19 protein-coding genes are annotated in these 18956 nt (G+C 64.0%); 8 read left to right on the plus strand and 11 right to left on the minus strand.

Annotated elements, in window-relative coordinates:
* Positions 1-413, minus strand: a 413-nt coding sequence (locus ACRCSW_RS13090) for a protein-L-isoaspartate O-methyltransferase family protein (protein WP_438705718.1), incomplete at its 3' end; no start/stop codon positions are given.
* Positions 410-1195, minus strand: a complete 786-nt coding sequence (gene surE / locus ACRCSW_RS13095; RefSeq protein WP_438705720.1) for a 5'/3'-nucleotidase SurE — start codon at positions 1193-1195, stop codon at positions 410-412. The genes surE and ACRCSW_RS13090, both read right to left, overlap by 4 nt.
* 135 nt (positions 1196-1330) lie before the next feature.
* Between surE and ACRCSW_RS13100 the strand changes: the two genes are divergently transcribed.
* The 7 genes from ACRCSW_RS13100 to ACRCSW_RS13130 all read left to right on the plus strand — a co-directional run bounded on the left by ACRCSW_RS13100 (position 1331) and on the right by ACRCSW_RS13130 (position 6266).
* A complete protein-coding gene (locus ACRCSW_RS13100) occupies positions 1331-2104 on the plus strand; it encodes an ABC transporter ATP-binding protein (RefSeq protein WP_438705721.1) in 774 nt (257 codons plus the stop codon).
* Between the two features lie 39 nt (positions 2105-2143).
* A complete protein-coding gene (locus tag ACRCSW_RS13105) occupies positions 2144-2911 on the plus strand; it encodes a transporter substrate-binding domain-containing protein (RefSeq protein WP_438705723.1) in 768 nt (255 codons plus the stop codon).
* A 210-nt stretch (positions 2912-3121) separates the two neighbouring features.
* Entirely contained in the window at positions 3122-3859 is a 738-nt protein-coding gene (locus ACRCSW_RS13110; protein ID WP_438705724.1) for an ABC transporter permease, read from the plus strand.
* Positions 3859-4635 (plus strand): ABC transporter permease, encoded by a 777-nt coding sequence (locus ACRCSW_RS13115; protein ID WP_438705725.1) that lies wholly within the window; start codon positions 3859-3861, stop codon positions 4633-4635. The genes ACRCSW_RS13110 and ACRCSW_RS13115 overlap by 1 nt, the downstream gene beginning before the upstream one ends.
* An 82-nt stretch (positions 4636-4717) precedes the next feature.
* Entirely contained in the window at positions 4718-5212 is a 495-nt protein-coding gene (locus tag ACRCSW_RS13120; protein WP_438705727.1) for a hypothetical protein, read from the plus strand.
* Between the two features lie 5 nt (positions 5213-5217).
* A complete protein-coding gene (locus ACRCSW_RS13125) occupies positions 5218-5532 on the plus strand; it encodes a hypothetical protein (protein WP_438705729.1) in 315 nt (104 codons plus the stop codon).
* Positions 5533-5696: 164 nt separating this feature from the next.
* Complete coding sequence (locus ACRCSW_RS13130; protein ID WP_438705731.1) at positions 5697-6266, plus strand: hypothetical protein; 570 nt, start codon at positions 5697-5699, stop codon at positions 6264-6266.
* Positions 6267-6332: 66 nt separating this feature from the next.
* Here ACRCSW_RS13130 and ACRCSW_RS13135 read toward each other — a convergent pair whose 3' ends face one another.
* The 7 genes from ACRCSW_RS13135 to ACRCSW_RS13165 form a co-directional block, all read right to left on the minus strand.
* Entirely contained in the window at positions 6333-6995 is a 663-nt protein-coding gene (locus ACRCSW_RS13135) for a YiiX/YebB-like N1pC/P60 family cysteine hydrolase (RefSeq protein WP_438705732.1), read from the minus strand.
* A 164-nt stretch (positions 6996-7159) separates the two neighbouring features.
* Positions 7160-7966, minus strand: coding sequence for a 5-deoxy-glucuronate isomerase (gene iolB / locus ACRCSW_RS13140; protein WP_438705734.1), 807 nt, complete (start codon positions 7964-7966; stop codon positions 7160-7162).
* Positions 7967-8025: 59 nt separating this feature from the next.
* Positions 8026-8922, minus strand: a complete 897-nt coding sequence (gene iolE / locus ACRCSW_RS13145) for a myo-inosose-2 dehydratase (protein ID WP_438705736.1) — start codon at positions 8920-8922, stop codon at positions 8026-8028.
* Positions 8923-8931: 9 nt separating this feature from the next.
* On the minus strand, positions 8932-10758 hold the full coding sequence (iolD, locus tag ACRCSW_RS13150) for a 3D-(3,5/4)-trihydroxycyclohexane-1,2-dione acylhydrolase (decyclizing) (protein WP_438705738.1): 1827 nt from the start codon (positions 10756-10758) through the stop codon (positions 8932-8934).
* A complete protein-coding gene (locus ACRCSW_RS13155) occupies positions 10755-12677 on the minus strand; it encodes a bifunctional 5-dehydro-2-deoxygluconokinase/5-dehydro-2-deoxyphosphogluconate aldolase (protein ID WP_438705739.1) in 1923 nt (640 codons plus the stop codon). Before ACRCSW_RS13155 ends, iolD begins: the two co-directional genes overlap by 4 nt.
* Positions 12678-12757: 80 nt before the next feature.
* Positions 12758-13594 (minus strand): MurR/RpiR family transcriptional regulator, encoded by an 837-nt coding sequence (locus ACRCSW_RS13160; RefSeq protein WP_438705741.1) that lies wholly within the window; start codon positions 13592-13594, stop codon positions 12758-12760.
* 95 nt (positions 13595-13689) lie between these two features.
* Positions 13690-14361 (minus strand): TetR family transcriptional regulator C-terminal domain-containing protein, encoded by a 672-nt coding sequence (locus ACRCSW_RS13165; protein ID WP_438705742.1) that lies wholly within the window; start codon positions 14359-14361, stop codon positions 13690-13692.
* Between the two features lie 155 nt (positions 14362-14516).
* Between ACRCSW_RS13165 and ACRCSW_RS13170 the strand changes: the two genes are divergently transcribed.
* A complete protein-coding gene (locus tag ACRCSW_RS13170) occupies positions 14517-16130 on the plus strand; it encodes an amidohydrolase (protein WP_438705744.1) in 1614 nt (537 codons plus the stop codon).
* A gap of 73 nt (positions 16131-16203) precedes the next feature.
* Here ACRCSW_RS13170 and ACRCSW_RS13175 read toward each other — a convergent pair whose 3' ends face one another.
* Together ACRCSW_RS13175 and ACRCSW_RS13180 are read right to left on the minus strand one after the other, a co-directional pair.
* Complete coding sequence (locus ACRCSW_RS13175) at positions 16204-17298, minus strand: LysM peptidoglycan-binding domain-containing protein (protein WP_438705746.1); 1095 nt, start codon at positions 17296-17298, stop codon at positions 16204-16206.
* A 305-nt stretch (positions 17299-17603) separates the two neighbouring features.
* Entirely contained in the window at positions 17604-18683 is a 1080-nt protein-coding gene (locus ACRCSW_RS13180; RefSeq protein WP_438705747.1) for a LysM peptidoglycan-binding domain-containing protein, read from the minus strand.
* Positions 18684-18956: the final 273 nt, after the last annotated feature.

Below are 18956 nucleotides of genomic sequence, written 5' to 3' on the forward strand. Positions count from 1 at the left end.
GTGATGTTCGGGATATCGAGCTTGCGGAACAGTTCCGCCGCTTCCCGCACGAGGCGGCGGTAGCGGTCGACCGTATAGACCCTCCGCGCAAGCTCGGACAGGACGGCCGCCTGGTAGCCCGAGCCGGTGCCCACCTCCAGGACCGTGTCGCGCGGGTTCACTGCCAGCGCCTGGGTCATCAGGCCCACGACCGACGGCTGGCTGATCGTCTGGCCGCAGGCAATGGGCAGCGGCATGTCCTCATAGGCGCGGTCGGCGAAGATGCCGCGCACGAAATGGCCGCGGTCGATCCGCTCCATCGCGGTCAGAACGCGGCTGTCAGTCACGCCGCGCGAGCGGAGCGAAAAGAGAAAGCGCATCTTGCGTTCGGCAAGTTCTTCGGAGGTCAGCTGATCCTCCGGACCCCTGGTCATGCGAGCCTGTCCTCAAGATCGGCGATCAGGTCATGCGCGGTAAGATCCGCGCGCATGGGGGTGATCGAGATGAAGCCCTCCAGGTTCACGGCCGCGTCCGAGCCGGGCAGCGTCGGCGTGTGCTGATGTCCGCCTTTGATCCACAGGAACTTGCGGCCCGAGGGCGACTGATGCGGCTCGACGCTGAACGCGGTGTCGCGGCGGAAACCCTGGGCTGCGACCTTCATCCCGCGGGTGGTCGCGGCAGGCAGGGGCGGGAAGTTGACATTGTAGAACACGCGGTAGTCGTCTTGCGTCCAGAGGCCCTTGTCCAGGAGCGCCTTGACCAACGCCGCCCCGTGCTTTCGCGCAGAGTCGAAAGGATCAGCAAGGCGCACATTTTCCGGGCCGAAGAATTGCGACAGCGCAATTGCCGGAACGCCCTGCAACGCCGCCTCCATCGCCCCGCCTATGGTGCCGGAGTAAAGCACGTTCTCGGCGGCATTGTTCCCCCGGTTCACGCCCGACAGCACCAGATCGGGCTTTGCGCCATCCAGGACGTCGTAGATCGCCGCGAGCACGCAATCTGCAGGGCTTCCTTCGGCGGCAAAGCGGCGGGGCCCAAGTTCTGCAATCATCATCGGGTGGGTGTAGCTGATGCAGTGCCCAACCCCCGACTGCTCGAAAGCGGGCGCGACGGTCCAGACCTCGCCCTTCGGCCCGGCGATTTCGGTCGCGATTTCGGTCAGAACCTCAAGCCCCGGCGCGTTGATGCCATCGTCGTTGGTGATCAGGATGCGCATTCGGGGCCCCATTCGCTTGCCCCTGATTAGACGAGCCTTGCCCCCCCTTCAAGCGCCGAAGCCCAAGGGTCTTCACGAAGGAAAGACTTGCGCACGGGCGAAAGTCACAGTCAGATGACAGCAACTGGGGGAAATATGTCGGACCACACAAACGCGCGGCCCGAGGCGATCCGGGTCGACAACCTGCACAAGAGCTTTGGCACGCATCATGTCCTGAAGGGTGTGTCGCTGACCGCGTGCGAAGGCGATGTGGTGGCGATCATCGGCGGCTCCGGTTCGGGCAAGTCCACGATGCTGCGCTGCATCAACTTCCTTGAAACACCATCGTCCGGCGGGATCACGATCGCCGGTGAGGCGGTCAACATGCGCCGCGATGGGGCGCCTGCGAACCGCCAGCAGATCGAGCGTTTGCGCCAGAGCCTGGGGATGGTGTTTCAAAGCTTCAACCTCTGGACCCACCGCACGGTGCTGGAGAACCTGATCGAAGTGCCCGTCCATGTGCTGAAATGCCCGAAGGATGTGGCAGTCGAGCGCGCCCGGAAGCTTCTCGCCCGCGTGGGCCTGGCCGAGAAGGAGGGCGCCTATCCCGCCTTCATGTCCGGCGGCCAGCAGCAGCGCGCGGCCATCGCCCGCGCCTTGTGCATGGAACCGAAGGCCATGCTCTTCGACGAGCCGACCTCGGCGCTTGACCCCGAGCTTGTGGGCGAAGTGCTGCAGGTCATCCGGGGCCTTGCCGACGAAGGCCGCACGATGATCCTCGTAACCCACGAGATGAAATTCGCCCGCGAGGTCGCAAGCCACGTCATCTACCTGCACAACGGCCTGATCGAAGAACAAGGCCCGCCCGACCAGCTCTTCGGCGCGCCAAAGTCCGAACGGCTAAAGCAGTTTCTCAAGTCGGTCGCGTAATACGCTGCCAGAAAACAAAAAACCAACAAGGAGACTACCATGAAAGTCAAATCCCTCATCGCCGCCGCACTGCTTCTGGCCAGCCCGGTCGCTGCGCAAGAAGTCAAGATCGGCATCGCCGCCGAGGCCTATCCGCCCTTCGCCTCACCCGACGCATCAGGCAACTGGGTCGGCTGGGAGATCGACTTCATCAACGCCGTCTGTGCCGCGGGCGAGATGCAGTGCGTGATCACTCCGGTCGCCTGGGACGGCATCATCCCCTCGCTGACCTCGGGCCAGATCGACGTGATCATGGCCTCGATGTCGATCACCGAGGAGCGCATGCTGACGATTGATTTCTCGGACAAGTACTACAACACCCCGACGGTCATCATCGGCACCAAGGGCATAGACATGGCCCCCACTGCCGAAGGGCTCGCTGGCAAGATCATCGGCGTTCAGGCCTCGACCATTCACGCGGCCTATGTCGAGAAATACTTCGCGCCCACCGCGGCCGAGATCAAGATCTACCAGACCCAGGACGAAGCCAACTCGGATCTCGCCGCCGGGCGGATCGACGCGATCCAGGCCGACAGCATCGCGATGGATGCGTTCCTTGCGTCCGAGGCCGGGGCGGCTTGCTGTGACCTCAAAGGGGCCGTGGCGGACGATCCGGCGATCCTTGGCCTTGGCGTCGGTGCCGGGGTCCGCAAGGGCGAGGATGAGCTTCGCGAGAAGCTCAATGCCGCGATTGCCAAGGTCATTGCCGACGGCACCTACGACAAGATCACCGCGAACTACTTCGCCTCGTCGATCTACGGCGGATAAGGACGTGATGGTCGGGGGAAGACCGGCCGGGCCTTCCGCGCTTCCCTCCCCCCTTGTGGGGGAGGGAGAGGGTGGGGGGGCTCTGCTCCCGCCTGCAGCAAGCGCGCGTCATTCCGGCCGGTCGCCCCCCGCCCCCATCCCCTCCCCACGAGGGGGAGGGGAGGCTGACGGCGCCCACTGTTTCGCGTCGCTCCCAATCCGGTGTATGCGATGACCGGCGCGGGCCTTCTGGTCTCGACGCTTGACTATCTGGCATGGTCGCCTCCCGGCTGGGGGGCGACACTTGCCATCGCGCTCGGCAAGTCCATCCTGATCGCGATCGGCGCCTTCGCCCTCGGCCTCCTGATCGGCATCGCCGGGGCCTACGGCAAGCTCTACGGCGGCCCCATAACCCGCGATCTTCTCGGCATCTACACCACCATCGTCCGCGCCGTGCCCGAGCTGGTCCTGATCCTCATCCTCTATTTCGCCGTCACCTCGTCGCTCAACAACCTCCTCCTCGCCTGGGAGTTCGAGCGTATCCAGATTTCAGGCTTCGTCGCCGGAATCGCCGTCCTTGGCGTCGTGCAAGGCGCCTATTCGACCGAAATCCTGCGCGGCGCGATCCTCTCCGTCCCCCCCGGCCAGATCGAGGCCGCCCGCGCCATGGGCATGCCGCCCCTGAAGCTGGCCTGGCGGGTGACCCTTCCGCAGATGCTTGCGGCCGCAATCCCCGGCCTTGCGAACCTCTGGCTCATCGCCACCAAGGACACCGCCCTTCTGGCCGTCGTGGGCTATGCTGAACTCACGCTCGTCACAAGGCAGGCCGCCAGCACCACCAAGGCCTTCTTCACCTTCTTCATGGCTGCAGGCCTCCTTTACCTCGTCATCTCCATCCTCTCGACGCTCATCTTCGGCCGGATCGAGGCCTGGGCGCGCCGGGGCCAAGTCCGGCCGGGGACACGCTGATGCAGGGTTTCTGGGTCCCCCGTCGCATCGTCATGGCCGTGATAGCGGCGCTTATCGTGATTTGGTGCGTCAACAGCCTGAACTGGGCCTGGCTCGCAAATCCGAAGTACCAGACCCTGATCCTGCAGGGCATCTGGACCACCACCTGGCTTCTGGTCGTGACCATGGTCCTTGGCATGCTGCTCGCTATTCCCCTCGGCCTCGCACAGGCCGCAGGCCCCTGGTGGCTCGCCACCCCCTCGCTTGCCTTCTGCGGGCTGATCCGCGGCACGCCGCTCCTCCTCCAGCTCTGGCTCCTCTACTACGGCCTCGGCTCGCTTTTCCCTTCAATCCCCTGGATCCGGCAGTCCGACCTCTGGCCGATCCTGCGCCAGGCCTGGCCCTATGCGGTTCTTGCCCTGACCCTCTCGGTCGCGGGCTACTCGGGCGAGGTGATGCGCGGTGCCTTCAAGGGCGTGCCACACGGTCAGCTTGAGGCCGCAAAGGCCATGGGCATGCCCCGGTTCACCGTCTTCCGCCGCATCTGGCTGCCCCAGGCCATGCAACGCGTGCTGCCGACGCTTGGGGGTGAGACGGTCCTGACCCTGAAGGCCACCCCCCTTGTCGCGACGATCACCGTCATCGACATCTACGCCGTCTCCTCGCGCATCCGGCAGGACACGTTCGTGGTCTACGAACCGCTCCTCCTCCTCGCCGTCGTCTACATGGCGCTGGCCGGGCTGATCGTGCTCCTCTTCCGCTGGCTGGAATCCCGCGTGCCACAAAAGACGGTCTAAGGTGCGCCTGTCTGATGGAGTGGTTGGGCGTCACTGTCCTGCCTCAGCTCAGCAAACACATGCCTGAATAGGAGCAAGATACATGAAACCTATCCTTGCAATTCTAGCGCTCTTGGCGGGTCCGGCCCATGCCGAAGGCTTCGCCCTGACCGATCTCTCCGGCCTGCCGACGGACGGGACGCTCGTCGGCGGCGGCTCTTACATCGGCCGGGCCGAGCCCGCACGCCTGACCCTCATGTGCCCGGACTGCCCCGGCGCTCCCGTTGTCGACGCGCAGCTCGGCCGCCAGGACGATGGCACGGAAGACCGCGTGCGCACCGGCGAGACGACCTTCGCCAAGCTCGAAGAGCTTTGCCAGGCGCGCGATCCTGCGTGCCGGTTGGAAGGGCTTGAGGTCGCCCCCGCGGTGGGCTGGATGACCACCTATGCCCTTGGTAGCCGGTCAGCCCATACCGTCGTCATCTTGCGCGACGGCGATCTTCTGACCCTGCGCATCATGTCGGACGATCCGGCAGTGGCACGCTCCACCGCCGAAACGCTTATTGGCACGCTCGTCCCCCAAGTCGTCGGAGAGTGAGCCCTTTGCCCCGGCTGATCGTCCTACGCTTCCGCCGGCTAAAGACCCCGCGCGCCACAGAAAACGGCGCGAATTCCGTACCAAGCAGCATTCCGACCTTGCGCGCCGTCACGGGCATGGCTTCTATGCCCGCCACGGGATGCCGCATGAAACGAGGTGGTAATATGGAAGATTTGCCTTACGTGGTTGGAGGCATAGGGACGCTTGTAGGCGGGGTATATGTCGGCCGTCAGAAGGGGCGAAACGCCGGTATTGCGGCTGGGGCTGCCATCTTCGTCGCCTTCGTGCTGTTCATGGTCATTGCTGGCTACGGCTACTGATCCCTGGCCCGGTGCCCGACAGTCCCGCAACTGACAAATGCCGTTAACTTCGGCGGATTACCCGACCTGTCCGGGGTTTGACAGCCGGGGGGTGCGAATGTCAGCCTGATGCAAGGGCGCCACGAAGCGGCCCGCCAATGAATTCACAAACCAGGAGATTCATCTTGATCCTTCGTCGCGCACTGGTACTTGCCGTAGCACTTTCACCCTTGGCTGCAAATGCGCAGACCACCGGTGACGCGAGTATGCAGCAGTCAACTGATCAAACCCAGTTGCAACAGCCAACCAACGAAAGCGCTGGGCAGCCATACGGTGAAAACACCCTTGAGCAGAAAGCGGTTCTGGCGTCGGAAGAGGTTCTCAAGGCCGCAGTCGACAAGCTCAACGAAAGCTGCGGAACCGCCGTGACCGCCGCAATCACCTGGACCGGATATGACGCGATCAAGGCCCTGCCGGACGATCAAAAAGACGGTCGCACGATGGACAACATCTACAGCCTGGCAGGCGGGCAGGTGGAATCCCACCTTCTTGGCGTCGCGGACGCATGCCAGGACGAGCTCTTCAAATCCAACCTCGCGAAGAAGCTGAAAAGCATCGTCCTGATCCCGCGCGTAGGCGGCGTCAGCGCAGAAGAGCCGTCGCATGTGTTCGATCTGAAGGATGGCGTCCTGACCGTCACCTACCACGCCTTCACCAACAACACGGCGACCGACACGCTGCCGAAACTGTTCTAAGCGGCAAAGCCCCCAAGGTCAGCAGAGCGGAATGCCCGTCTTTGGCGTGGCTTCCGCTCCAGTACGTTAACGACCAAAGGTCGAATAGATCAGCGTCAGCCGCTCATCTTCGGCCTGGGCTTGCGGCGTGATCAGCGGGCCATCCTGGATCAGGGCAAGGCAGGCCTCCGCATCCCCGGCCTGGCCATCCTTGCACAAGGGGTGCCTGTCCCACCGCTCGCCGATCAGGGCCTGCGCGGCGGTGCTGCCAAGGTTCAATTCGCTCAGCTTCTGCATCTGGCCGAGTTCCACCCCCATCCCGTCGCGAAAGGCGATGAAGACCAGTTCGCTGCAGTAAAGCTCATCTTCGGATGCGTAGAAAAACGGGTCGTATCGCTTGCCGAAATGCTCGCGGGCCGCGGTTGTAACGGCCAGCGCCTGATCTTCGGTCAGGCCATCAAAGCGATAAATCGCGATATCCCCATCGGCGCCATGGGTCACCCATTCCTCGAAGGGTGTAGCGAGGGTAGGGCCGACGGCTTCAAGCACGACGACCTCTCCGGCTTCGTCGAAGTCGACGATACCCACATGGGTGTATTCGCTTTGCGTCGCCAGGCTGATCGCCAGCGATTGCGGCGACAACGAGTTCTGGAAGATCACATCCCCGCGCTGGAGGATGGGCATCTGGTCAGCCTGGGCCACCTGGGCCAGCGCGGCCGCCAGGGAAAGCGAGACGACTAGAAGACGCATGGAAATGACACCTCAGAGCTATTGATGCCGGTCAGCGTAGGGCGCCTTGGGTAGCCCCTCAAGTCAGGTTTCGGCCATGCGCAAGTCTTGACGAACTATGAACGCCAACCGGCAACCCATTGAAAAGAAATAGCCGAAAAAGCTGGGCACCGTGCCCAAACCCCTCAGGCATCTCGCTTGGCGATCCAGTCGTGGTCCGGATCATTCTGGAACCGCCACTTCCGCAAGGGCCCCGCCATCACGTTCAGATAATACATCTCATACCCATAAGGCGCCCCGCACGGATGGTGCCCCTTCGGGACGAGGACGACATCGTGGGACTTCACCGCCATGGTCTCGTCCAGCGACCCATCCTCGGTATAGACCCGCTGGATGCCGAAGCCCTGGCCGGGGTTCAGCCGGTGATAGTAGGTCTCCTCCAGATAGGTCATGCGGGGGAAGTCATCCTCATCATGCCGGTGGCTGGGATAGCTCGACCAGTGCCCCGCCGGAGTAAAGACCTCCGTGACCAGCAGCGAGTCCGCCACCTCCCGCCCCTCCATCGCGATGTTGTTGATGTAGCGGGTGTTGGTCCCCTTCCCCCGAGGAGTAAGCTCGATCCCCTCCGGCCCCAGCCGCCGAGCCTTGTGGCCACCCTTGCCCGGCGCCGAGCAGACCGCCAGCGTGCAACCCGTCGTCGCCACCGCCCGCCAATCCTGCCCGTTCGGGACATAAAGGCAATGCGGCGGCGTCTTCTCGAACACATCCATCCGCGCGCCCATCTCGCCCCAGTCCTGCCCGGCAGCCGCGATCTTCGCCTTGCCCTCCACCAGCACCAGGATTACCTCGCGGCCCCCCGTCACCTCCTCGGCCACATCCCCCGGCTCCAGCCGGTAGAGCGAGAAGCCCACATACCCCCAACCCGCACTCTCAGGCGTGATCGCATGAACCTTACCCCGAGCGCTGGTGGGTTTCCGCAAAAGATCGGCCATGGTCTTTCTCTTCTCCAAATATCCCGGGGGTCCGGGGGCGGGCCCCCGGTTCCTCCCGCTCAGATAAGGCCGGCTTCCTTCGACAACCGCTTCAGAGTAGCCAGCCCAAGGGTCTGGTAGAGCAGCGGATTGCGAACCTTCGGGTCCTGCTCGGCCTCGATCACGATCCAGCCGTCGTACTTTGCACCTGCGAGGATATTCAGCAAAGGCCCGAAGTCGATCCCGCCGTCCTGGTCGCCCGGCACCGTGAAAGCCCCGGCAACGACGCCCTGCAGGAAGCTCAGACGTTCTTTCCGGACCCGCTCGATGACGGCGGGACGGATGTTCTTGGCATGGAAATGGCGGACGCGACCTATGTGTCTGGCAAGCACCGCCACGGGATCACCGCCACCAAAAGCGCAGTGGCCCGCGTCGAAGAGGAGGTGGGTCTGCGGGCCGGTCGCGGCCATGAAGGCGTCGATGTCCTCGGGGGACTCGACGACCGTTCCCATGTGGTGGTGGTAGACGAGGATCAGGCCCTGGTTGCTCAGGTGGGCCGCAAAGGCTTCGAGCTTCGCACCAAACGCCTGCATCTCGGGGGCCGAGAGGCGGGGGCGGTCGTTCACCGGCTTGGTCGGGTTGCCGTGGATCGCGTTCGACGTCTCGCACACGATCATGACCTTGCAGCCATTGTGGCGAAGCTTGGCGATATGGGCCTCTGCCGCCTTGATCTCGTCCTCGACCGACCGGACCAGAAGCTCGGTCGAATACCAGCCGGAGATGAACTTCAGCCCGTACTCAGCCAGAAGCGCGCGCAGAGCCTCGGGTTCGTCCGGCCAGCGGTGGCCGCCCTCGATACCGTCAAAGCCGATCTGGCGACCGGCTTCGTCGAGGATTCGCTCGGTCGGGATATCCGCGCCGATGGTGCGGTCGTCGTCATTGGCCCAGGCGATGGGGTTCGTGCCGAATTGGATCATCTTCGTCTCTCAGTTGACCAGCCACTGGGCCTTGGTCGCTTCCTCATAGGCCTTGCGGGCCTCGTTCACTTCCACGCGGTCCGAGACCTCGGGCACGGCCACCTCCCACCAATGCCCGCCCGCACCTGTGCCGGGCATCGGGTCGGTGTCGATGACGATCACGGTGGGGATCGTCGCCGTCTTCGCGGCCTGCATGGCGGCTTCCAGCTCGGCAATCCCGGCGGCTTTCACCACGTTCGCCCCCATGCTTCGGGTATGGGCGACAAAGTCGATGTGGGCAGCATTGACGTGGTAGCTGTCGTCCAGAAGGTTGTTGAACGGTGCGCCGCCGGTGGCTGCCTGCAGCCGGTTGATGCAGCCATAGCCCCGGTTGTCGGTCAGGACCACGGTGAAGGGCACGCCCATCATCACGGCGGTGGCCAGTTCGCTGTTGGCCATCATATAGGACCCATCGCCGACCATGCAGATCACATCACGCTCGGGCAGGGCCATCTTGATCCCCATGGCCCCGGCGATCTCATAGCCCATGCAGGAGAAACCGTACTCAATGTGGTAGCCACCTTGCGAGGCGCGCCAGAGCACATGGAGCGCGCCAGGCATGGTGCCCGCGGCGCACATGATCAGGCTTTGCTTCGTAGCATTCCGCTGGACCGCCCCGATCACCTGCGCGTCGGTGGGGAGTTCGTTGCCCTTAGGGGCGGCGAAGAGGGTGTCTGTGGTCTGGAACCACGCGTCGCGGGTCTTGAAGTCGGGGTCGGGGAACCGGTGTTTGCCAAGCGCCGCACTGATCCGTTCCAGCGCGACTTTGGCATCTGAAACAAGCGGTTGCGCGGCCCGCTTATGGGCATCGTAGCCGTGGATGTTGATCGAGAGGAGCTTGCGGCCGGGGGCGGAAAAGACGGTCCAGCTGCCGGTGGTGAAGTCCTGGAACCGTGTGCCGACGCCGATCACCAGGTCGGCCCTCGCTGCAAGTTCATTGCCGCAACCGGTGCCCGTAACGCCGGGCGAGCCGAAGTGGAGCTTCTCCTCCCAATCCACCGCGCCCTTTCCGGCCTGGGTTTCGACGAGCGGGATGTTGTGGGTCTTTGCGAAGTTCAGAAGGGTCTGCTCTGCGCCGGAGTAAAGCGCCCCACCCCCCGCGACGATCAGCGGACGCTTGGCAGCGCGGATTGCGGCCACGGCGGCCTCAAGTTCACGCTGGTCGGGTGCGGGGCGGCGGATGTGCCAGATGCGGGGCTCGAAGAACTCCACCGGATAGTCGTGGGCTTCGGTCTGCGTGTCCTGACAGAAGGCGAGGCAGACGGGGCCGCAATTCGCCGGGTCGGTCATCACGCGAAGCGCGCGGGGGAGGGCGGTCAGGATATGCTCGGGGCGGCTGATGCGGTCGAAGTAGCGGACAACCGGGCGGAAGCAGTCGTTGGCGCTGACAGTCGCGTCGTCGAAATCCTCGATCTGCTGGAGCACCGGGTCGGGCGCGCGGCTGGCGAAGACATCGCCGGGGATGAAGAGCACCGGCAGGCGGTTCACATGGGCCAAAGCCGCGGCGGTGACCATGTTGGTGGCGCCGGGCCCGATGGATGAGGTGACAGCCATGGCATTCCTGCGCCCCTTGGCTTTGGCATAGGCGATCGCGGCATGTGCCATGGTCTGTTCGTTGTGCCCGCGCCAGGTGGGGATCGCATCGCGGTGGGCGTGCAGCGCCTCACCCAGACCCGCCACGTTGCCATGCCCGAAGATCGCCCACACCCCTTCGATGAAACGGCTGCCATCTTCGGCCTTTTGCATCGATAGCCAGCGGACCATCGCCTGGGCGGCGGTAAGGCGGACCGTTGTCATGCGGCATCTCCCATGGCTGCGCGCGCCTCGTCCCAGAGGGCGCAGAGGCGGCGGAAATTGGCGGCCATATCGGCCACGGCAGTTGCATCGTCGATCTTTCCGGCCATCCAGTCACGACCTGCCCCCGCGTGGATCGTGCGGCCAACGGCGAAGCCCTTGACCAGCGGCTGGGTCGCGGCGAGGCGGAAGGCGCTGGCAAGCTCGGCTTCGGACTGGCCGAGGCCAAGGACGACGATCCCCTGGCACCAGGGATCGCGGGCGCTGATCGCGGCGGTCGTGGCGGACCAGGCGGCGGCGGTCTGCATCGGTTCCAGCTTCCACCAGTCGGGGTAGATGCCGATGTCATAGAACCGGTCGATCAGCCGGGCGGTGGTCTGATCGTCAACCGGGCCGACTTTGGAGGGGATCACTTCCAGCAGCATTTCCAGCCGATTGCGGCGGCAGGCGTGGAAGAGGCGGGTGATCACGGCCTCCTGCTCGGCCCTCATCTCTGCCGCGTCGTCGGGGTGGCAGAAGCAGAGGACCTTGACCACATGCTCCAGCGGCCATTCGGAAAGCCCGCCGAAGTCAGGCCCAAGCTCGGGTTCCAGCGTCAGGGGCCGCGATCCCGGCCATTCGACCGGGCGCCCGATCCAGAGGCCCCGGCCTGCCGCCCGGTGCAGCGCTGTCTTGCCAAGACGGTTGTCGCAGAGAATGCCATAGCCTGGCGCGTCCCCTGAGACAGCCAGTGTGGCATCCAGGCACAGCTCCTTGAACCGGTTGATCTTTTCCGGCGTGGCGCCGGGGATGTCCTCCAGCTGGCTGCGATGGTCGAAGGCGAAGGCGCGCACCTCGGGCCAGGTCTTGCGGCGGTTGGTGGACCAGTGGATCTGCTCCAGCGCCTGGTCGTGGCGGAGGGCAGGGGTTACGATGCCGCGGTTGAGGAAGAACTGCAGCTCCTCCCACGAGGGATAGGCCGGGGTGCAGCCATGGCGGCTGACGGCAAAGGCGCCGCAGGCGTTGGCGTATTTCAGCGCCAAGGGCCAGGGTTCGTCGTCCATCCAGCCCTTTAGAAGCCCGGACATGAACCCGTCGCCCGCGCCAAGGACGTTGAAGACCTCGATCGGAAAGCCGGGGCCGGTTTGGCCGTCGTCCAGGCTGTCGGGGATGGTGCCGGTGAAGGCCGCAGCACCCATCGGGCCGCGTTTGCAGACGAGCGTGGCTTTCGACACCGCCCGAACGGCGCGGAGGGCGGCGATCGTGTCGGTGGAGCCGCCGGCGATGTGGAACTCTTCCTCGGTCCCGACGATCAGGTCGAAGAGGTGCAGGGTGGATTGCAGCTTCGCCGTGACCTTGGCGCTTTCGATGAAACGATTTTCCCCGTCGCCGTGGCCCGAAAGCCCCCAAAGGTTCGGGCGGTAGTCGATGTCCAAAGCCGTCCGCCCGCCGTGTTTGCGGGCGAGGGTGAGGGCCTTCATCACCGCCGCTTCTGTCCGCGGGTTGGAAAGATGCGTGCCCGTGGCCACGACGGCACGGGTCTCGGCGATGAAGCGTTCGTCGATGTCATCCTCGCAAAGCGCCATGTCGGCGCAGTTCTCGCGGTAGAAGATCAGCGGGAAATGCTTGTCGTCGCGGATGCCAAGAAGGACGAGGGCGGTCAGCCGTTCCGGGTCGGTCTTCACGCCCCGCACGTCGACACCCTCACGCTGCAGCTCCTCACGGATGAACCGGCCCATGTGTTCATCGCCGACGCGGGTGATGAGCGCCGAGCGCAGGCCCAGCCGGGCGGTCCCCGCCGCCATGTTGGTGGGCGAGCCGCCGATGTATTTCTGGAACGACCCCATGTCTTCCAGCCGCCCGCCGACCTGCGCGCCGTAAAGGTCGACCGACGAGCGGCCGATGGTAATGATATCAAGCGGTTTGGCGCGGGGGGCGGTCATGACCAGGCTCCGTAGTGCGGCAACGTCGAGTCGCTGATTGCAATGGAACGAATATTCCGCTTCTGCCGGGCAAGGAAGCCCTAAGTTTCGCGGCGGGCCGCAACGGCGACGGCCAGCGCAAGGGCCAGGGCAATGGCAGCCGAGAGCGACCGGAAGGCACCGAAATCTATCTCGTTGACCGTCAACACGGTGTCATCCGCCCCGGCAAGCCGCGTGGCGGGAGGATCCGTCAGGAAGACCACCGCAAGGCCGGTCTCGCGGGCCTGGGCGGCCAGCGCCAGCGTCTCGTCGGAGTAGGGTGCGAAGGTGATGGCGAGAAGTGCGTCGCCCGCCCGCAAGGTCGAGCGGTGACCAAGGCCCGCAACACCGTCGTGCAGGATGGCGGGAACCCCCAGCTTGTCGAAGACATACGCGAGATAGGAGGCGACCGGGAACGACCGCCGGAAGCCCGCAAGATGAATCATCTGGGCCCGCGAAAGCGCGTCAACTGCTTGATTCAGAGCGGTTTCATCAAGATCGCGCGTCAGTGCCTCCATCGACTGACGCCCTGCCTCGACGAACTCGGCCACCAGCGTCGCGGGTTGCCCGGCACCCCCCGCCTTCAGGTTGGCGAGCCGCGTGGCATAGTCGGGCACACCCCTCGACAACGCCTCGCGGAAGAGGCGCTGCATCTCGGCATAGCCGGAAAACCCCATGATCTGGCAGAAACGCATCATTGCCGACGGCGGCACTCCGGCGCCTTCGGCCATTTGCGCGACGGTAGAGAGTGCAATGCTGTCGAAATGGGTGGCGACATAGTCGGCGCATTGCTGCAGGCGACGCGGCAGCTGGCCGCTCAGCCGGTGAAGACGGTCGCGGAACGCCTCAATCGTCGGGGGGGCGTCGTGCAGTTCGATCGGGGGCGTTCCCTCGGGCATTGCAGCCTCTTGCCTTGGCGCAGGCACCATAGCACATGGAATGGACGTTCCAAGCCCCAATTCGGATGGATGTCACGGCCGCAAGCGCGGCGGGATCAGCCGGGTCTGCGACGATGGGGGTTCAAGCCGTCGGGCGTGAAGTGGTCCGGGAAGCACAAGGCTGCACAAGTCCGGACGGTGGCCAGCGCCTCGTCGCGGGCATAAGGCGAGACCATGGTCATCAGATCCAGCCAGACGCCTTCGACCGTGACACGGATCACCCGAGCCACGCGCTGAGCGTTCCGCCCATAGCCGCCCTGGTCCGAAAGACGCTGGCAGATCGCCTCCAATGTCACGTTGTAGGCATCGTCCTTGGCGCCGCAGGCTTCCTGATAAAGCGGGCGCGACTGGGCTTCGCCCCAGAAGCTGCACCAGGCGGCAAGGCGCGAAGGGGTGCAGATAGCCGGATTGAAGTCGGCGTTAATCAGCGCGTTTAACTGATCGGCCGGGTCGTCGCCAACCTTCGCAAGCGCTGACAGCCAGTTCTGCCGATATTCTTCCGCAAGGTAGTTCAGCGTTTCGGCCAGAAGCTTTTCCTTGGTCTCGAAGTGGAACAGTACAAGCCCGTGCGAGAGGCCCGCAGCTTTCGCGACCTCGGTCAGTGTGGTGCGGGAATAGCCGCGCGCGGCAAGCGTCTCGATCGTGGACTCGATCAGCTGCATGCGACGCGCCTCGCGGCTCATCGTGCGGGGCGGGCGGGGGATGGAGTTTTGCAGGCTGTCGGTCACGGGTCCGCCTCTTGCTGTCGCGCATGTGATAGCGACCGCGCGCCGAAAGACAACGGATAATCTTCGATTGACAGTGCAGTCAGTGGCGCGGCAGCCTTGGGACGACTGGGACCTGTGGGTCCTTTGCTCGCATGGAAGAAAGGATCGCGCCTGCCATGTCCGACACGACGCTGCTTCACAACGCGCGCATCAGGACCATGGACCCGGCCCGGCCCTATGCCGAGTGGCTGATCTTCGCGGACGGGCGCATTCTTGCGCTCGGAACAGGGGAGCCTCCGTCCGCCGATCACCGGATCGATGCGGCTGGGCGACTGGTGCTGCCAGGGTTCCAGGACGCGCACATCCACCTTCTGTCGGGCGGGACGGACTTGGCGACGGCCGCGTCGCTTTATGATGTCGAGAGCGAGGCGGAGCTCCTGGCCCGGCTTCAGGCCCATGCGACCGCGCGACCTGCCCTGTCGATGGTCCAGGGTTCAGGGTGGCAGCCCGGCGTCTTTGGCGATCACAACCTGACAGCGGCGCTGTTGGACCGGGTCGTCGCGGACCGTCCGGCGGTGATCTACGACAGCTCGTTCCACAACGCTTGCCTGAACAGCCGCGCGCTGGAGATGGCGGGGATCGGGGATGGCACGCCCGATCCGCTGAACGGTCATATCGTCCGGGATGGCCAGGGCCACGCGACGGGGATGCTGCACGAAGAGGCGATTCCATGGGCCATTGCGCGGCTGCCGCAACTGACGGATGACGATTATCTGGACGGGTTGGAGGCAGGGCAGGCCCACGCCAATCAGCATGGAATAACCGGGGTGCTCGATCCGCGGGTGACCGAACTGGAAGCGCGGATCTATGCGCGTGGGCTGGCCGAGGGGCGGCTGACACTGCGCGTTGCGGGGGCGGCGCTTGTGACGGCAGCGGACACGCCAGAGACAGCGGTCGCGCGGCTTTCGGCGATGCGGTTGGCGCATCCGGGGCCGGATTTCCACGTCCAGTCGGCCAAGTTCTTCATGGACGGGGTGTTCGAGAACCGGACGGCAGCCTGTCTTCAGCCTTATGCCGACCCTCCCGCAGGCAACGCGCCCTGCATGTTCGGGGCCGAGGCGACAGCCGGGCTTTTCCAGGCGCTGGAAGCGGCACGGTTCGCGATCCATGTCCATGTCATAGGGGATGCGGCCGCGCGGCGGGCGATCGAAGGGCTGGAGGCCGCGCTTGCGGCCAACGGCCATTGGCCCGCTCAGCATCAGCTGGCGCATCTGCAACTGGTTGACCCCTTGGACTACCGGCGTATCGCGGGGCTTGCGACCGCGAACATCCAGCCGCTCTGGGCGCGCTACGATCCGGTGGTGCCGGACATCGCACTGGACATGATTGGTGCTGCGCGGTTGGGCGAGACCTATGCGTTCCGCAAGATGCTGGATGCGGGGGCCGACTGGTGCCTGTCCTCAGACTGGCCGGTGTCGACCCTGAACCCGTTCGAGATCATCGAAACCGCAGTCACTCGGCAGGCCCGGCGGGACGAGAACCCGCGTGAGCCGTTCCTTCCAGGCCAGGCGCTGACCGTTGAAGAAGCCGTGCTGGGCTATACCGCCCATGCCGCGCGGGCCTGTTGGCGGGGCAGCCACACGGGCATGCTGCGACCGGGGTTCTCGGCAGACCTGATCCTTCTCGACCAGGATATCTTTGCGGTGGCGCCCGATCGGATGTCGGACACCAGGGCAATGATGACGCTCTTCAAGGGCCGGCAGGTCTGGCGCGATCCGGCTTTCGGCTGAAACCTGGCCGCTTCAAACGCGAAAACCCCGCACCTTGCGGCACGGGGCTTCCAGAGGCCAAGACCAGAGAGGGTTACTGGCTCAGCTCGTTGAATTCAGCAAGCCCAGAAGCAACGATATCATACCACTCGCCGCTTTCGCGCATCTCGGTCAGGCCACGGTTGATCATCGCAAGATAGACACGGCCGCGCGGATTGTTCTTGGCCACGATGAAGTGGAAGGTGGGGAATTGAACAAGATAGGGGTTGACTGCGATCCGGTCCCCGACGCCGAGATCTTCAAACAGACGAATACCGGTTTCCGTTCCGTCAACGTAGACGTCGACTTCGCCATCCACGACGGCCTGGGCGCAGTCAGCCAGAGATGGCAGCAGGACCATGGTGATGAACGGTTCGACCAGACCTTCGATCTCGAGCATCTCAAGCTCATAGTCCTTCGGACGGCAGATCCTGGCCCCCTCGAGGTCCCGGAAGGTAGGAACGTTGGCATACTTGTTGTCGTTCAGGGTGATGTACGAGAACGCCATCTCGTAGATCGGAAGGGACTTGTCGAACTGGGTGCAGCGAAGAAGCGAGAACTCGCCGAGGAGGTCCATCTTCGAGCAGTCGGGCATCATCCAGGCAACCGAGACATCCATCGCGCCGGTCGGCAGAAGCGGGTCCAGGTGCGCACCCCAGTCGTCGACCCAGGAAAGCGTTGCCTCGCGATCGTTGCCGCCACGCTGCAGGGCGGTCATCGCGAGCCGGTTCATGATGCCACCGCCGGTGAGCGATTCGTCGGTAAAGGGCGCAAAGCCGTTCGCAGTGACAAATTTGAGCGGAGGCTCATAGATGTTGTTCTTCGTCGCGGTCGCTTCCTGCTTTTCAGTCTCGGCATCGATGACCGAGCTCAGCTCGGAATCGGCGGTCAGGCGGCCGTCTTCACAGGGCAGGATCAGCTCCAAACCAGCGGGCAGGCTGTTCGGGCTTGCAGCCAGCGCATCGCGGTTCGCGTTGAAGATCATCTGATAGTCGAAGGTGCCATAAGCTGTCTGGGCGATCGAGCCCAGTGTGTCGCCATCCTTGACGGTGTACGTGGTGCAGGCTTCTTGGGCCGAAGCCATTGCAGGAAGCGCGAGCAGCGCAACCGTCAGAACGGCCAGCCGATGTTTCTTTGATGCGTTTTTCATGCGGCGCATTTCCTTCTGAAGGCTAGAGGTTTGTCTTTAGTGAACAGTCAGACACCGAAACAATTCACTGGATAACGAACCATATCTTCGCATAAGTGGCACGAATATGGCGTTCCGGTGGTCAATCTCGTCCACTTTTGGCGTTGCGGACGAACTGATCAACGGTGCAATTCTCAAGGTTCCGATGCCATCGGGTTAGCGGGCCGATGGCTCTAATTCCTTAATCCGACGCTCTTTCCAAAGACCGGCTCTCATCGCCGAGAGCCGGGTGGACGGGCGTGGGCAGCACTTACAGATGCTACGACCTATTGCTGCAGATTGTTGTTTGTCAACGCTGTGGAAACAATATCATACCATTCACCAGACTCGTACATCTCAATCATGCCTGCATCCAGCTTGCCGATCATGTCCACGGCCCGGGCGTTGGATTTATGGGCAATCACATGCAGGCTGAGGAGCGTCGTCAGATGCGGGTTCTGTTCGATTTCAGCAGTGAGGCCAAGCTCCGAGGCAGCCGAGTCCCCGACTTCAGCATCGACAGATACCAGATCGACCTCGCCGGCGGCCAAGGCCCGGAAACAGTCGATCACTTCGGTAGGCCGGGACAGCGTGATTGCCGGGGCCGTAAGGCCGACGGAATCGAGAACACCCGTGGTATAGCCCTCGGGCCTGCAGATGCGCTTGCCTTGGAACTCGGCATAGCTGGTAGCCGCAGAAAGACCACTCTCGCGCAGGGCAAAAAACCCGTCGACGATTTCGTAAAGCGGGCCGGAGAAGACAAAGTCATTGCAACGGACCTGATCGCCGGGTGACAGCGTTTCCGGCGCTTCGCAGTTGGGACGGATCCAGGGGAAGCTCAGATCGTACGCGCCCGACGGGAGGAGCGCGTCGATGTGCGCCTGCCAGTCGTTGATGAAGGTCAGGTTGTAGGTGATCCCGGGGTCGGCGCGGAAGACCGCCATCTCGACCAGCTGGGTGACCATCCCGCCGCCGGGAAGCGTTTCGTCAGCGAAGGGGGAATAGCCGTTGCCGGTCACAAAGCTGACGGGCTTGGTTTGTGGGTCAGCGGGTTCGACTTCCGGGTTCGCCGCGACGGTCGTGACGCTTTCGGCGGCCGCGGTCTCGGCTGCGGCCGGTTCGTTCTGGCAGGGCAGAACGAGCTCGGTTCCCACTTCGATCAGGTCGGCCTTCTCGCCGATCACTGCGACGTTCGCGTCATAGATCAGCCGATAGAGATCGGCGTCGCCATAGGCTTCGCGGGCGATGTAGCGCAGGTTGTCGCCCGCAACCACGGTGTAGGTCGTGCAGGCCTCCTGGGCCAAGCTTGCGACGCTGGTCAGCATGAGAGCAGATGTGCCTAAAAGGATAGTCCGCGCGATTGCCATCTTTACTTACTCCTTGTGCCAGTCTTGCAGACGGCTAACTGTTTTCATGCGCCGCCAGGCCAGAGGGGCAGGGGTCGTTTGTGTGTTTACTTCGACCTGACCAACACGGGTCAGATCGCCTCGTTTGTGTTCAGTCCGGACACTTGGGCCGCTCCAAGCCGTCCGACCGCCCGTTCAAGCGCTTCGATCAGCGGATCAAGGGGCGTCGGGCCGGTCTGATCGACCGATCGCCCGCCAATGCTCCGACCGCCGATGGATCGGAGACTAGTTTCT

This window comes from Tabrizicola sp. (assembly GCF_051645465.1).
Taxonomy (GTDB): Bacteria; Pseudomonadota; Alphaproteobacteria; order Rhodobacterales; family Rhodobacteraceae; genus Tabrizicola.

Coding starts and splice junctions, on each gene's coding strand:
- iolE (WP_438705736.1), bottom strand. CDS start 8,922: ATGATCCAATTCGGCACGAACCCCATCGCCTGGGCCAATGACGACGAC.
- ACRCSW_RS13135 (WP_438705732.1), bottom strand. CDS start 6,995: ATGCGTCTTCTAGTCGTCTCGCTTTCCCTGGCGGCCGCGCTGGCCCAG.
- ACRCSW_RS13160 (WP_438705741.1), bottom strand. CDS start 13,594: ATGCCCGAGGGAACGCCCCCGATCGAACTGCACGACGCCCCCCCGACG.
- iolB (WP_438705734.1), bottom strand. CDS start 7,966: ATGGCCGATCTTTTGCGGAAACCCACCAGCGCTCGGGGTAAGGTTCAT.
- ACRCSW_RS13110 (WP_438705724.1), top strand. CDS start 3,122: ATGACCGGCGCGGGCCTTCTGGTCTCGACGCTTGACTATCTGGCATGG.
- ACRCSW_RS13105 (WP_438705723.1), top strand. CDS start 2,144: ATGAAAGTCAAATCCCTCATCGCCGCCGCACTGCTTCTGGCCAGCCCG.
- ACRCSW_RS13100 (WP_438705721.1), top strand. CDS start 1,331: ATGTCGGACCACACAAACGCGCGGCCCGAGGCGATCCGGGTCGACAAC.
- ACRCSW_RS13115 (WP_438705725.1), top strand. CDS start 3,859: ATGCAGGGTTTCTGGGTCCCCCGTCGCATCGTCATGGCCGTGATAGCG.
- ACRCSW_RS13180 (WP_438705747.1), bottom strand. CDS start 18,683: ATGGCAATCGCGCGGACTATCCTTTTAGGCACATCTGCTCTCATGCTG.
- ACRCSW_RS13120 (WP_438705727.1), top strand. CDS start 4,718: ATGAAACCTATCCTTGCAATTCTAGCGCTCTTGGCGGGTCCGGCCCAT.
- ACRCSW_RS13175 (WP_438705746.1), bottom strand. CDS start 17,298: ATGAAAAACGCATCAAAGAAACATCGGCTGGCCGTTCTGACGGTTGCG.
- iolD (WP_438705738.1), bottom strand. CDS start 10,758: ATGACAACGGTCCGCCTTACCGCCGCCCAGGCGATGGTCCGCTGGCTA.
- ACRCSW_RS13170 (WP_438705744.1), top strand. CDS start 14,517: ATGTCCGACACGACGCTGCTTCACAACGCGCGCATCAGGACCATGGAC.
- ACRCSW_RS13155 (WP_438705739.1), bottom strand. CDS start 12,677: ATGACCGCCCCCCGCGCCAAACCGCTTGATATCATTACCATCGGCCGC.
- surE (WP_438705720.1), bottom strand. CDS start 1,195: ATGCGCATCCTGATCACCAACGACGATGGCATCAACGCGCCGGGGCTT.